Below are 13,172 nucleotides of genomic sequence, written 5' to 3' on the forward strand. Positions count from 1 at the left end.
CTTTGCCCAGGCATGCAACGCGGCGTAAATATTACTGTCAACATGCCCTAGCGGCGGTAGCAGCAGAAGCATAGTATGAGCCGCAATCTCGTCAGCCAGGAGGTAAACCATGTCGGCCAAAAAGAAGCCAGTAAGTACGCCGTTACACCTGCTCCAGCAACTTTCGGGCAGCCTGCTCGAACACTTGGAAGATGCCTGCTCGCAAGCGCTGGCTGATGCGGAAAAACTGCTGGCAAAACTGGAAAAGCAGCGTGGCAAGGCCCAGGAAAAACTGCACAACGGGCGCCTGAAATTGCAGGATGCCGCCAAGGCAGGCAAAGCCAAGGCGCAGTCCAAAGCGCAAAAAGCCGTTGGTGAACTTGAAGGGCTGCTCGATGCCCTCAAGGAACGTCAAACCCAGACCCGCTCTTATATCCAGCAACTCAAGCGCGATGCTCAGGACAGCCTCAAGCTGGCCCAAGGTGTAGGCAAGGTTCGCGAAGCAGCAGCCAAAGCCCTTGACCAGCGCGCCGTCAAAACCACCAAGGCTGCCGCTGCCAAGCCTGCTGCCAGAACCACTGCAGCCAAACCTGCCGCGAAGCCAGCTGCCAAGGCTACTGCTGCAGCCAAACCTGCTGCGAAGCCAGCTGCCAAGGCTACTGCTGCAGCCAAACCTGCCTCCAAGCCAGCCGCTAAACCGGCTGCCAAGGCTACTGCTGCTGCCAAGCCAGCCGCCAAGCCAGCTGCCAAACCAGCTGCCAAGGCCACTGCTGCAGCCAAACCTGCCGCGAGGCCAGCTGCCAAGGCTACTGCTGCAGCCAAACCTGCCGCGAAGCCAGCTGCCAAGACTACTGCTGCAGCCAAACCTGCCGCGAAGCCAGCTGCCAAAGCGACTGCTGCCGCCAAACCTGCGGCCAAGCCTGCTGCCGCTGCCAAACCTGCAGCCAAGCCAGCGCCAGCCAAAGCCGCTGCCGCGAAACCAGCTGCGAAACCTGCGGCCAAGCCTGCTGCCGCCAAGGCTCCTGCACGTCCGGCCGCCAAGCCAGCTGCCGCCAAGCCTGTTGCCAGCAAGCCAGCCGAAGCCAAACCTGCTACGCCAGCCGTCAGCACCCCGGCCGCAGCAACCAACTCGGCCACCCCGGCCACCCCGGCCGCTTCGGCAGCACCTGCCAGCACCCCGGCTCAGGCACCGTCTTCGGCGTCTTGAAGCGCAGCCGCCGCGACGCGCAACAGATCCAGCGCGTCGTGGTGTCGGGCAGGGTCCGGCGCCAGCCGGGCCAGCCAGTCGTCCGTGGGCTCATGGGAGTCCGCGGGCCACTGTCGCGAGCATTCCTGCATACGCGCCAGCAGCGCTTTTTCTGCCTGTAATTCCAGCCCCTTCACCTGCTCACGCAACGCCGCCAGTTGCGTATCACCCGACGCTGATGCCCGCCATTGCTGGCGCAGGCTGCGTAACGGGCCCACCACTTCCCGCTGCCAGGGCTCGGCAATGTCGTGCAGGGCTTGTGCGCGCGCGTCCAGCAGGGCCACGCCACGTGCCTGCAGCCAGGTGGCGCACAGCAGCAGGCAGACATCGCCACCCTGCGCCTGTAGTTCAAGGCAGGCCGCTTCCACGCCGGGCCTCGCATACAGGGCCAAGGCGTAATTCCACAGGTCGGTGTGCATGGTTCCACTCGCGCTATGGGCCGAGGAAGCTGGTAGACTCCGCGACCATCATGATCAGACTAACCAATCTCACTTTACAGCGTGGTCCGCAGCGCTTGCTAGACGGCGCCGACATGACCCTGCACGCCGGTCACAAAGCCGGCCTGATCGGCGCCAACGGCGCCGGAAAATCCAGCCTGTTCGCCTTGCTGCGCGGTGAGCTGTCGCCCGATGGTGGCGATTGCCAGCTGCCCGGCGACTGGCGCATCGCCCACATGCGCCAAGAGGTCGACACCCTCGACCGCCTGGCCGTGGACTACGTGCTCGATGGCGATCTTCGCCTGCGCAAGGTCCAGGCCGAACTGGCTGCGGCCGAGCAGGCCCACGATGGCACCGCCCTGGCGCGCCTGCACAGTGAGCTGGAAGGCGCGGACGGTTATACCGCTGACGCCCGTGCGCGCAAATTGCTGGCGGGCCTGGGCTTCACCAACGAGCAGATGGACCGCCGCGTCGGCGACTTCTCCGGTGGCTGGCGGATGCGCCTGAACCTGGCTCAGGCGCTGATGTGCCCGTCCGACCTGCTGCTGCTCGACGAGCCCACCAACCACCTGGACCTCGACGCCATCCTGTGGCTGGAAGACTGGCTCAAGGGCTACCCCGGCACATTGTTGCTGATCTCCCACGACCGTGATTTCCTCGACGCCGTGGTCGACCATGTGCTGCACGTCGAGCAGCGCAAGCTGAACCTGTACAAGGGCGGCTACTCCGCCTTCGAGCGCACCCGTGCCGAACGCCTGGCGCAGCAGCAGCAAGCCTACGAGAAGCAGCAGGCACAGCGCGCGCACATGGAAAAGTACATCGCCCGCTTCAAGGCCCAGGCCACCAAGGCCCGTCAGGCACAAAGCCGGATCAAGGCCCTGGAGCGCATGGAGGAGCTGTCGGCGGCGCATGTCGACTCGCCGTTCGACTTCGTCTTCCGCGAGTCGCAGAAAATCTCCAGCCCGTTGCTGAGCCTGTCCGAAGGCCGCCTGGGTTATGGCGACAAGGCCATCCTCGACAAGGTCAAGCTGCAGCTCACCCCGGGTGCGCGAATTGGCCTGCTCGGGCCCAACGGCGCCGGCAAGTCGACCCTGATCAAGAACCTTGCGGGTGAGCTGGAGCCGTTGTCGGGCCGCCTGGTCCGTGGCGAGAACCTGGCGGTTGGCTACTTTGCCCAGCACCAGCTGGACTCGCTGGACGACAAGGCCAGCCCGCTGCTGCACCTGCAGCGTATTGCCCCCACCGAGCGCGAGCAGACCCTGCGCGACTTCCTCGGTGGCTTCGACTTCCATGGTGCCCGCACTGACGAGCCGGTGGTGAATTTCTCCGGTGGCGAAAAGGCCCGCCTGGCGCTGGCGCTGATTGCCTGGGAACGGCCGAACCTGCTGCTGCTCGACGAACCGACCAACCACCTGGACCTGGAAATGCGCCTGGCGCTGACCATGGCGTTGCAGGAGTTTGCCGGTGCTGTGGTGGTGGTGTCGCACGACCGTCACCTGCTCAAGAGCACGACCGATGACTTCCTGCTGGTGGCCGACGGCAAAGTCGAAACCTTCGACGGAGACCTGGACGACTACAGCCGCTGGCTGGTCGAGTACCGCCAGCGCAGCGCGCCGGCCAGTACGGCCCCGGTCAACCCGGACAAGACCGACAAGAAAGCCCAGCGCCAGGCTGCTGCAGCCTTGCGTCAGCAACTGGCACCGCACAAGAAGGCGGCCGACAAGCTGGAAACCGAGCTCAACCAGGTGCACGTGCAACTGGCCGAGATCGAGACCGCGCTGGGTGACGGTGGCCTCTACGAAGCGGCGCGCAAGGACGAGTTGCGTGACCTGCTGGCGCGCCAGACCAAGCTCAAGCAACGCGAAGGCGAGCTGGAAGAAGCCTGGATGGAAGCGCTGGAAACCCTCGAAAGCATGCAGGCCGAGCTCGAGGCGCTGTCCTGATGGAGGAACTGCGTTCGCTGCTGCCAGGGCAATGGATGGACACCTTCTGGCTGGGCTTGCAGATTCTGTTGATCCTGGTGGCGGCCTTCGTCCTGCAGCGCATCGTTGCTCGCGGGTTGAGCCGCCTGGGCCAGCGTTATCCGCTGCCGCCTGAGCTGCTGGTCCCGGTGCGTGGCGGCCTGCGCTGGCTGATCATGGGCAGCGCGCTGCTGTTTGTGCTGGAGCGCCTGGGGGTTTCGGCGACCGTGTTGTGGACGGCACTGTCCGGCTTTGTCGCGGTGGCGGCGGTGGCGTTCTTCGCCATGTGGAGCGTGCTGTCCAACCTGCTGTGCGCGGTGCTGATCTTCACGGTCGGGCCGTTTCGCATCGGTGATGTGGTCGAGCTGGTCGACACGCTGGACAAGCCGGGGGTGAAAGGGCGGGTGATCGCTATAAACCTGCTGTTTACCACCTTGCTGGAAATGCCCGAAGCGGGCGGGGCGCTGGTGCAGGTGCCCAATAGCCAGTTCTTCCAGAAGTCGGTCCGGCGCTGGCGCGGGGCCGAGGTACAGGCCCTGCACAAAGAAACAGCTGCCGAAGCCGACTAAACCTTTAATGGCCTCTTCGCGGGTACAGGCGATAGAAATCCATCAGAAATCGCTGGTTATTTTTTCACCAAAACCTTAGCTTAACCTTTTGCAACAAGTGTTCGAGCGAGGTGTGTGATGTCGATGGAAGTATGGTTGGGCTTCTTTGCCGCCTGTTGGGTGATCAGCCTGTCACCCGGTGCCGGGGCAATTGCCTCGATGTCCAGCGGCCTGCAATACGGCTTCTGGCGTGGTTACTGGAACGCTCTGGGCCTGCAACTGGGCCTGATTGTGCAAATCGCCATTATTGCCGCCGGCGTCGGCGCCATCCTGGCCGCCTCGGCCACCGCCTTCCAGGTCATCAAATGGTTCGGCGTTGCCTACCTCGTCTACCTGGCCTACAAGCAATGGCGCGCCTTGCCGATGGACATGTCCGATGAGTCCGGCGTGCGGCCTATCGGCAAACCGCTGAGCCTGATGTTCCGCGGGTTCCTGGTCAACGTCAGCAACCCCAAGGCGCTGGTGTTCATGCTGGCGGTGCTGCCGCAGTTCATCAACCCGCATGCACCGCTGTTGCCGCAGTATGTGGCAATCACCGTGACCATGATCACCGTGGACATGCTGGTGATGGCGGGGTACACCGGCTTGGCTTCGCGGGTGTTGCGCTTGCTGCGTACGCCCAAGCAGCAGAAGCGCTTGAACCGGACTTTTGCCGGGTTGTTCATTGGGGCGGCGACCTTCCTCGCTACCCTGCGTCGCGCGCCGATCTGATCGGGCCACGGGCGCAAACACAGACTCTGTAGGAGCAGCCTTGTGCTGCGAAGAGGGCATTGCAGCCGAAGATGATCTTTAGCCTTACCGGCCTCTTCGCAGCACAAGGCTGCTCCTACAGGGATTGCGGAGCGGCCTTTATTTTTTCTGCTTGTCTACCAAGCCCGTCAGCAAGTCCACCGGCATCGGGAAGACAATGGTCGAGGTCCTGTCGCCCGCAATCGCCCCCAGCGTCTGCATATAGCGCAACTGCATCGCCCCAGGCTCCTTGCCCAGCATCTGCGCCGCCTGCATCAGCTTCTCCGACGCCTGCAATTCCCCCTCGGCATGGATCACCTTGGCCCGCCGTTCGCGTTCGGCCTCGGCCTGCCGGGCGATGGCGCGTACCATCGATTCGTTGAGGTCGACATGCTTGATCTCGACGTTGGCCACCTTGATGCCCCAGGCATCGGTTTGCGCGTCCAGCACCTGGCGAATATCCGCATTCAGTTGCTCACGTTCGGCGAGCAGCTCATCCAGTTCGTGCTTGCCCAGCACCGCACGTAGCGTGGTCTGGGCCAATTGGCTGGTCGCCACCAGAAAGTCCTCGACCTGGATGATCGCCTTTTGCGGGTCGAGCACGCGGAAGTAGAGCACCGCGTTGACCTTGACCGAAACGTTGTCGCGGGTGATTACATCCTGTGGTGGCACATCCAGCACCACGGTGCGCAGGTCTACCCGCACCATTTGCTGGATCACCGGGATCAACAGGATCAGCCCCGGCCCCTTCACCTGCCAGAAGCGCCCCAGCTGGAACACCACGCCGCGTTCGTATTCGCGCAGGATGCGAAACGCCGACAACAGCAGCATCGCCAGCACGATCAGCACGGCAGTGAAACCCACTTGCATGAACATGGTTATTCTCCTTGCGCCGCAGGCGCGGCGGCGCTCACGTCCAGCATCACGCCATGGCGCGCGGTCACCCGCACGTTCTGGCCAGCTTGCAGCGGCGTTGCGCACTGCACTTGCCATTCCTCGCCCTGGGCCAGTACCACGCCACGGAACGGGTTGCCTGCCATCACTTGGGTGACGGTGACCAGGCTGCCGACCAGGCTGGCGTCACCGCTGACCAGCGCCCGTTGACGTGCCTTGAGGGCCATGCCCAGCACGCCGCCGATCAACAGCGCCGAGAGCACTGCCAGGCTACCGATCAAGGCCAGCGGGATGCCGTAGCCGGGTGCGTCGGTGTCGATCAGGATCAGCGCGCCGACCACAAAGGCAACGATGCCGCCAAACCCGACCACGCCGAAACTGGGCAGGAAGGCTTCGGCGATCATGAAAGCGATGCCCAGCAAGATCAGCGCCACCCCGGCGAAGCTCACCGGTAACAGCTGTAGGGCGTACAGTGCCAATAGCAGGCAGATGCCGCCGACCACGCCTCCCACGGTAGAGCCGGGGCTCATGAATTCGAACAACAGGCCGTACACCCCGACCATGATCAGGATCAGCGCCACGCTCGGGTTGGTAATGACCGCCAGTACCCGGGTGCGCCAATCCGGCAGGTGCTCCACCAGGCTGGCGCCGGCTGTCTGCAACTGGTGTGGCTGGCCGGCGGCCTCCAGCGTTTTGCCGTCGAGTTTGCGCAGCAGGGCGGGCAGGTCGTCGGCTACCTGGTCGATCACATTCAGCCGCAAGGCTTCGCTGGCAGGAAGGCTGACAGCCTCGCGCACGGCCTTCTCCGCCCAATCGGCATTGCGCCCGCGCAGCTGCGCCAGGCCGCGGATGTACGCAGCGGCATCGTTGACCTGCTTGCGTGCCAGGGTTTCATCATCGCTGCCTTTGGTCTTGTCGTCCTTGGGCGCACCTGGGGGGGCGCCAATCTGTACGGGTGTGGCGGCCCCCAGGTTGGTCCCGGGGGCCATCGCGGCAACATGGCTGGCGTAGAGAATATAGGTGCCGGCGCTGGCAGCGCGGGCACCGCTTGGGGCCACGTAGGTGGCAACCGGCACGGGGCTGGCGAGAATCGCCTTGATCATCTGGCGCATGGCGCTGTCCAGGCCACCTGGGGTGTCCATGCGGATCACCACCAGTTGCGCGCCCTGGGCCTGGGCCTGGTCGAGGCTGCGTACCAGGTAGTCGGCGCTGGCCGGGCCGATGGCATCATCGATGCCCAGCACCCACACTGCACCGGGCGCTGCCTGGCCACCTGGCGTGATGCCAAGCAGCAACAGCAGCAACAGCCAGCGCCAGCAGCGGGCGATCACCTGTCGTCACCTCGTTTGGCCCTATTACACAAGTTTAGCCCTGGCTGGCGCCAGCCGGCCTAAAATTGGAGATTGGGGGGCGAAACCGGAGGTGCATCATGCGTATGGCAAAGACCCTGCAGGCCCGCCTGGACAAGGCCAACTGCGACTACGACATCATTCCCCATCCACACTCGGCCACCAGCCTGGAGTCGGCCCGTACGGCCGGCGTGCCCGCCGAGCGGGTCGCCAAGTCGGTGATGCTCGATGACCGGCATGGCAACTACATCATGGCCGTGCTACCGGCCAACCGGCATCTGGACATGACCAAGGTGCGCATGTCCGGGGCCTGGCAATTGACCCGAGAAAGCGGCCTGCCGAGCTTGTTCGGCGACTGCGAGCGCGGCGCCGTGCCGGCCCTTGGCGACGCCTACCAGATAAAAATGCTGCTTGATCCGAGTCTTACTCGCCAAGGCGATGTCTATCTGGAGGCGGGTGACCACGATCACCTGATCCACATGAGCATGGAGCAGTACATGAAATTGGTGCCGCACGCCGAAGTGCGCGAGCTGTGCTGATGTTTTCACACCCATGCCAGACGGGCGTCGTGGACGGCCTGCCTGGCGCTCAGGAGGAACCATGGAAGCGCCGACCCATCCCTTTGCCGACCTGTTCAAGCAGTTGGGCTTGCCCGACGATCCCGAGAGTATCGATCAGTTCATCACCAGCCATTCTCCGCTGAAGAACGAGATAAAGCTGGTGGATGCGCCGTTCTGGACCGACTCCCAGCGTGCTTTTCTCAAGGAAAGCATCATTGAAGATTCCGATTGGGCCGTGCCCTTCGATCAACTCAACGAAGCGTTGCGCCGCCCCCGAAAATAAAGCGCCGAGCGGCACCTGACGAGTGATTGGTCGTTGCTATGCTCAGGAAAACAATAAGGGGATAGCGCGATGAAAGATCCCTATGCACCAGGTTTCTGGTGCTCCGTGACGATCCTGGGCACCCTGACGGCCAGTTACTTCTATGGCATCAGGCAAACGCAACAGATGAACCAGGCTGTGCACTTCCTGTATGCGGCTGCCGCTGTCACGGTGGCGGTGGTATTGGTGGCGCTGACCTGGATCGCCTGGCAACAGTTGCACCTGAACAAGCGCGAAGTGATTCAGGGACGAACGTTGCTCACCATCTGGAACACCAAGGTGGCGCTACGCCGCGTCGAGACAGTATTCGACCGCTATTTCTGGGGCAGCTACTGGCATTCGGGGCGCACGTTCGAAGAAGTCATGGGCGAGCTCAAGGGCACGCCGCTGGAGCAGAGCCTGGATGCGCTGAAGCGACAGTGCCGGGTACTCGACCGTGAAATCCATGACCACCATCACCATTGGCTGGCCAATGCCCGCGACCTGTCCAGCGTGGCCCAGGCCATGGCTCGTGAACGCTACCAGCTGGACCTGGGCGAGCCAACCTGCAGCGGCAATGGCAATACTGCCGTGCTCAACCGTGACCTGGAGGTGCTGGTGTACACCTGGTCGGCGCGCCTGCGCAGCTTCGACCATCAACTGGACGAGCTGGAGCGCGCCTACCATTGAGGGGCGTCATTCGCCGCGGATGTACTGCTCCAGCTGCTGAATCAGGCTGGCTTGTTCGGTGATGGTTTCCTTTACCAGGTCGCCGATCGACAGCAGGCCGAGCAGCTTGCCGTTGTCGACCACCGGCAGGTGACGCAGGTGACGGTCGGTCATCAGGTTCATGCAGAAATCGAGATTCCGCTTCGGTTCCACGGTGACCACGGGTGCGCTCATGATTTCGCGCACCGGGGTGGCGGCGGAAGAGCGGCCCTTGAGGACCAGTTTGCGCGCATAGTCCCGTTCACTGACGATACCCACCACCTGGTCGCCCTCGACCACGGGCAACGCACCGACGTTTTTCTCCGCCAGCACTTTCAGGGCGTCGAGCACCGAGTCATCCGGGCCGATGGTGTAAACGGTCTGGTGCTGGGACTTGGTCTTGAGGAGTTGTTCGACGGTCTTCATACGGGCCTCTGCGGGTGAAAAAAGCGCTGTCTCGGAGTAACTAAAGCATCCGGCACGGCGCTCTGCACGGCAATGCAGGAAACGGCATGGAGTCGATTGAAAAACGTCATCAGCCGACATTGCGCCTACGGGCAACCGGTCGCGGCCACCTCCTGGCTCGCTTCCTTGAGTGCCGCGGCCACAGCGGCGGCATCGTTGGCGGTATACACCCGCCCGCCGGTGTTGCTGGCTGCGCAGTTGGAGCCGGTGCTGGCGCTGATGTTGACTACGTTGATGCGCAGGCGCGGCTGGTTTTTGGCGATCTGTTCCGACACGCTGCACACACTGGTACCGCAACTGTCCCGGCCATCCACGAACATCACGATCACGCCATCCCGATCACGGCCGTTCATCTTGCTGGCGGCTGCTTGCAGGCTGATACCCAGCCCCGTCCCGCCACGTGCGTTCAGGTCGGCCACCCGCTTGACCAGGTCTGCGCGCTGGCCTTGGCCAAAGACGCCGTGGTCCACCGGGCTGCGGCAGCCATCGAAGGTTACCAGGCGCATGTCCACGGCCTTGTCCAGGTCGCCGATCACTGCGGTCAGCGAGCTTTTTGCCACGTCCATGCGGGTGAGCCGTTGCGGCTGGTTGTTGGCCAGCAGTTCGTCAACGTAAGGAATGCGGGCCAGCAGGCCGATGTACCAAGGGTCATCTTCCTTTTTCACCCTGATGCGCTGGTCCATGGAGCCCGAGGTGTCCAGCACCACCGCAAACTCCGATGCCTGGAAGGCGCCCCCCGGGGTACAGATTGCAGTCTGCGTATAGCCCTGCCAGCGCTGGTACAGCACAGGCCAGCTGCTGTACAGCCAGTAGAGCAGGAGCAGTAACAGGCCAAACAGCAGCCAGGGCCACAGGCGCAGGCGGCGGCGTTCGGTCATCACCACGGTTCGTGTCCGGGTGGGCTTGGGGGTTGATGCGGGTTTTGGCTTGGCCGGCGCTGGCTGTCGCGGTGCCGGAGGTGGCGACACCACGGGCGGCGCAGCGACAGGTGCCGGCTGCCCCCAGCGAATCACCAGGGGTTCGTCGTTGATGCTGTACAGGTTGGCAAGGTCGGGTCGGCCGATCAGTGTGCGCAACGCTTCGGCTGCGGGCGCCTGGCCGCGCCGTTGCAGCTCATCGGCCAATTGGCTGACGGCTGCCTGGCGCTCTTCATAGCGCTTGAGCAAGGCAGCCTGCTGCTCTCGGCCGAGGGTGGCATACAGATGCGGTTGCCCCTCCAGTTCAGACCACCATTCCAGCACACCGTCGCGGCCCTGCCGGGGTATTGCGTACAGGTGAGCGATGCCCGGCGGAAAGTGCTGACGGATCAACGCCACCCTGAGTTCGAGCGCGCTGGCAGCATCCTGGCTGGCGTGGGTGTCGCGGTTTACCCTTTGCATGTTTTGTCCTAGTCGCAATCGGCTGTGCTGGAGACTTCCTGGCTGGCAAGCTTGATGGCCGCGGCAACCTGCCCGGCATCGCTGGCGGAATAGATGCTCCCACCCGTACTCTCGGCCACACAGCTGGCCAAATTGCTGTTGCTGATGTCGACCAGATTGACGCGCAACCTCGGCTGCTCGCGGGCAATCCGCTGCGCCACTGCACACACGTCCTGTTCACAGCCGTCGGCACCGTCGATGAACATCAGGATCACCCCATCGCGGTCGCGACCGTTCATTGTTTTGGCCGCCACATCAAGGCTGGCCGCCAGGGCGGTGCCATCATTGGGTACCAGTGCCTGGATACCTTTGATCAATGCCGGGCGCTGGGCCAGGGTGAACACGCCGTGGTCCAGCGGCGCGCGGCAGCCATCGAAGGTCACCACGCGCATATCCACCGCCGGGTGCAGGTCGTTGATCAGGTGGGTCAGGCTGCTCTTGGCCACGTCCATACGCACCGGGGCCCGGGTAAGTTGCGCGACACGCTGCTGATCGATGTTCGGGTCGTCATTGATGTGCTGGAAGAACCATTGTTCGTCTTCAAGGGTGGTGGCGACGTTGAGTTGCATTGAACCCGATGTGTCGAGCACCACGGAAAATTCGGGCGGCTGTATGCGGGTGTCTTTCACGCAGGCGAAGGGCGTGGCGGGGCGGTTGCCAAGCCAATGCTGCAGGTAGGGCCAGCCGAACCACAAGGCCAGGGCCAGCAACAGCAGGCCGAGCAGTGGCAACAAGAACCATGGCAGCCATACCCAGCGCCGACGTACCACGGGCGCGGGGCGTGGCGGCAGCGGTGTGGGCGACGGCTTGACCGGGGCAGGTTCGGCCCAGCGCACGACCAGCGGTTGGCCGTTGATGCTGTACAGGTTGTTCAGGTCGGCAGGCCCGATGAGCTTGCGCAGCAGCGCCGCATCGTTGGCCTGGCCCAGGCTTTCCAGTTTGCTTACCAGCTGGTGTACGGCTTCCTGGCGCTCGTCGTAGAGGCGCAGCAAAGCGGCCTGTTGCTCGGCGCCGAGGTCATGGTATCGGTGCGGTTGGCCTTGCAGTTCCGACCACCATTCGCGCAGGCCATCCTTGCCGTTGCGTGGGGTGGCAAACAGATGAGCGATGCTAGGCGGAAAATGCCTGACGATGATCGCCATGGCCTGTTCGAGCACCCGCAGGTCGTCCTTGGCGGGGCTGGTGTCGCGGGTGACCCGCTGCATGTGGATATCCTGAGAAGATTCGGCAGCCGAAGCTGCCGATGAGGTTTTACTCGTAACCCAGGCTCAGCTGAAGGCGGCTGACCTGTTGTTGAAGGGCCGCGAGCTTCTGCTTGCGGGCTTCGATCTGGGCGTTGCTGGCATTTTGCGAGGGTGCGGCCTGGTTAGCCTTGAGCTGTTGCTCCAGGCCGGCGATCTGCTTTTGCACATCGCTCTTGTTGCCATGGCGCGCCTTGAGCGTGCCCAGCAGGTCGTTCAACGATTTTTCCAGGCTGGCCTGCTGCCGCTGCTGGCTTTGCAGGTCCTGGCGGGTCGAGGCCTGCAGTGCACTCAGTTGTGCGTACACCTCGTTGAACTGGCGGTTCTGCTCCTTGGCGCTGAGCAGCTCCTGTTCGCTGTTGCGTACACCCTCGGCATAACCTCCGCCGTAATCGCAGTTGAGCTTGCCGATCAGGCTGGCGCTGCTGTCGGAGGCATTGCACTGGGAGGCAGTGGTCGCACAACCGGCAAGGCTGGCCAGCAGTGCCAGGCACAGGCAGTTACGTAGAAACATGGCGTGCACTCCTTCAGCCCAGGGTGATTGCCGAACGCTGGCTGTAGAGGCCATCGACCTCCTGCTGCAGCGAGGCGACCTTGGTGTTCATCTTGGTGATCTCGGCTTCGACCTTTTGCACTTCGGCCTGGCTGGCGCCGCCATCACGTTCAAGCTTGGCCACCTGCTGGTATTCGGTAACGCGTTTTTTCATGTTGGTCAGGTCTTTGCGCATCAACCCGATGTTCTGGTCGATGTTGGCGATATCCCGCTGGGCCTTGGCCTTGTCCAGGGTCTTGGCTTTCATGCTCTGCTGGATGCTGGCAATTTGTTGCTTGTCGTCGTTGATGACGCGTTGCAGCGTATCGCTGCGCTGCGCGACCTTGGCGGTTTCACCCTGCACTTCGGTAGTCATCGCGTTCAGGCGCTCGGTGGTATCGGCATATTTCGCCCGGCGCTGATCAAGGTAGTAGTTGGCGCCCATGGCCACACCGCACGCGCCGACACCGGCAATGATCGAGCAGGCTGCCTTATTGCCGGAGTTGGACAGCATGCAGGCAAGAATGCCAGCGCTGGCCGCGATGGCACAGGCCTGGAAGCCCGATGTGGTAAAGAACTTGGCATCGTTGCCGCTGGTCAGGCGCGGATCGACAGTGCCCTGGCTACCTGTCATCGAGCTACCGGTATTGGCACAACCGGTAACGGCCAGGCAAGCAGCCATCAGCAGACCCAACCAAGGGTTGATACGGGTGGATGTAGGGAAGTTCATGGTGGCTCCTGGAT

General features: G+C 63.2%; 15 protein-coding genes. 7 read left to right on the forward strand and 8 right to left on the reverse strand.

Translation table 11 applies throughout. The features are described from left to right. Window positions 1-109: 109 nt before the first annotated feature. On the forward strand, window positions 110-1,186 hold the full coding sequence (locus tag MRBLPB4O_RS00795) for an AlgP family protein (RefSeq protein WP_341797266.1): 1,077 nt from the start codon (window positions 110-112) through the stop codon (window positions 1,184-1,186). Here the strand turns inward: MRBLPB4O_RS00795 and MRBLPB4O_RS00800 are convergent. Then, on the reverse strand, window positions 1,162-1,644 hold the full coding sequence (locus tag MRBLPB4O_RS00800; protein ID WP_341797267.1) for a TIGR02444 family protein: 483 nt from the start codon (window positions 1,642-1,644) through the stop codon (window positions 1,162-1,164). The genes MRBLPB4O_RS00795 and MRBLPB4O_RS00800 overlap by 25 nt on opposite strands. A 50-nt stretch (window positions 1,645-1,694) precedes the next feature. On the opposite strand from MRBLPB4O_RS00800, the gene MRBLPB4O_RS00805 reads away from it, so the two are divergent. The 3 genes from MRBLPB4O_RS00805 (at window position 1,695) to MRBLPB4O_RS00815 (ending at window position 4,942) form a co-directional block, all read left to right on the forward strand. Further along, window positions 1,695-3,605, forward strand: a complete 1,911-nt coding sequence (locus tag MRBLPB4O_RS00805; protein WP_049274583.1) for an ATP-binding cassette domain-containing protein — start codon at window positions 1,695-1,697, stop codon at window positions 3,603-3,605. Next, entirely contained in the window at window positions 3,605-4,192 is a 588-nt protein-coding gene (locus MRBLPB4O_RS00810; protein WP_016497491.1) for a mechanosensitive ion channel family protein, read from the forward strand. The genes MRBLPB4O_RS00805 and MRBLPB4O_RS00810 overlap by 1 nt, the downstream gene beginning before the upstream one ends. Window positions 4,193-4,309: 117 nt before the next feature. Continuing rightward, on the forward strand, window positions 4,310-4,942 hold the full coding sequence (locus MRBLPB4O_RS00815) for a LysE family transporter (RefSeq protein WP_341797268.1): 633 nt from the start codon (window positions 4,310-4,312) through the stop codon (window positions 4,940-4,942). A gap of 138 nt (window positions 4,943-5,080) precedes the next feature. Here MRBLPB4O_RS00815 and MRBLPB4O_RS00820 read toward each other — a convergent pair whose 3' ends face one another. After that, a complete protein-coding gene (locus tag MRBLPB4O_RS00820; RefSeq protein WP_341797269.1) occupies window positions 5,081-5,836 on the reverse strand; it encodes a slipin family protein in 756 nt (251 codons plus the stop codon). 2 nt (window positions 5,837-5,838) lie between these two features. Continuing rightward, a complete protein-coding gene (locus MRBLPB4O_RS00825) occupies window positions 5,839-7,185 on the reverse strand; it encodes a nodulation protein NfeD (protein WP_341797270.1) in 1,347 nt (448 codons plus the stop codon). Between the two features lie 98 nt (window positions 7,186-7,283). On the opposite strand from MRBLPB4O_RS00825, the gene MRBLPB4O_RS00830 reads away from it, so the two are divergent. From MRBLPB4O_RS00830 to MRBLPB4O_RS00840, 3 genes are all read left to right on the forward strand, one after another. Next, window positions 7,284-7,742, forward strand: a complete 459-nt coding sequence (locus tag MRBLPB4O_RS00830; RefSeq protein WP_016484356.1) for a YbaK/EbsC family protein — start codon at window positions 7,284-7,286, stop codon at window positions 7,740-7,742. 61 nt (window positions 7,743-7,803) lie between these two features. Next, window positions 7,804-8,046 (forward strand): DUF2789 domain-containing protein, encoded by a 243-nt coding sequence (locus tag MRBLPB4O_RS00835; protein ID WP_016497495.1) that lies wholly within the window; start codon window positions 7,804-7,806, stop codon window positions 8,044-8,046. A 69-nt stretch (window positions 8,047-8,115) separates the two neighbouring features. Continuing rightward, window positions 8,116-8,754, forward strand: coding sequence for a hypothetical protein (locus MRBLPB4O_RS00840; protein WP_019473112.1), 639 nt, complete (start codon window positions 8,116-8,118; stop codon window positions 8,752-8,754). Window positions 8,755-8,760: 6 nt separating this feature from the next. Here the strand turns inward: MRBLPB4O_RS00840 and MRBLPB4O_RS00845 are convergent, their stop codons facing one another. The 5 genes from MRBLPB4O_RS00845 to MRBLPB4O_RS00865 all read right to left on the reverse strand — a co-directional run bounded on the left by MRBLPB4O_RS00845 (window position 8,761) and on the right by MRBLPB4O_RS00865 (window position 13,158). After that, window positions 8,761-9,198, reverse strand: a complete 438-nt coding sequence (locus MRBLPB4O_RS00845; RefSeq protein ID WP_341797271.1) for a CBS domain-containing protein — start codon at window positions 9,196-9,198, stop codon at window positions 8,761-8,763. Between the two features lie 125 nt (window positions 9,199-9,323). Further along, window positions 9,324-10,616 carry a hypothetical protein gene (locus tag MRBLPB4O_RS00850; RefSeq protein WP_341797272.1) on the reverse strand — a complete coding sequence of 431 codons (1,293 nt, stop codon included), beginning with the start codon at window positions 10,614-10,616 and terminating at the stop codon, window positions 9,324-9,326. An 8-nt stretch (window positions 10,617-10,624) separates the two neighbouring features. Further along, window positions 10,625-11,860 (reverse strand): VWA domain-containing protein, encoded by a 1,236-nt coding sequence (locus tag MRBLPB4O_RS00855; protein ID WP_341797273.1) that lies wholly within the window; start codon window positions 11,858-11,860, stop codon window positions 10,625-10,627. Window positions 11,861-11,906: 46 nt separating this feature from the next. After that, a complete protein-coding gene (locus MRBLPB4O_RS00860; RefSeq protein ID WP_016497500.1) occupies window positions 11,907-12,410 on the reverse strand; it encodes a hypothetical protein in 504 nt (167 codons plus the stop codon). Between the two features lie 13 nt (window positions 12,411-12,423). Beyond that, window positions 12,424-13,158 (reverse strand): hypothetical protein, encoded by a 735-nt coding sequence (locus tag MRBLPB4O_RS00865; protein ID WP_049274575.1) that lies wholly within the window; start codon window positions 13,156-13,158, stop codon window positions 12,424-12,426. Window positions 13,159-13,172 lie beyond the last annotated feature (14 nt).

Origin of the sequence: Pseudomonas sp. LPB4.O (genome assembly GCF_038383825.1) — a bacterium.
Classification (GTDB): Bacteria; Pseudomonadota; Gammaproteobacteria; order Pseudomonadales; family Pseudomonadaceae; genus Aquipseudomonas; species Aquipseudomonas putida.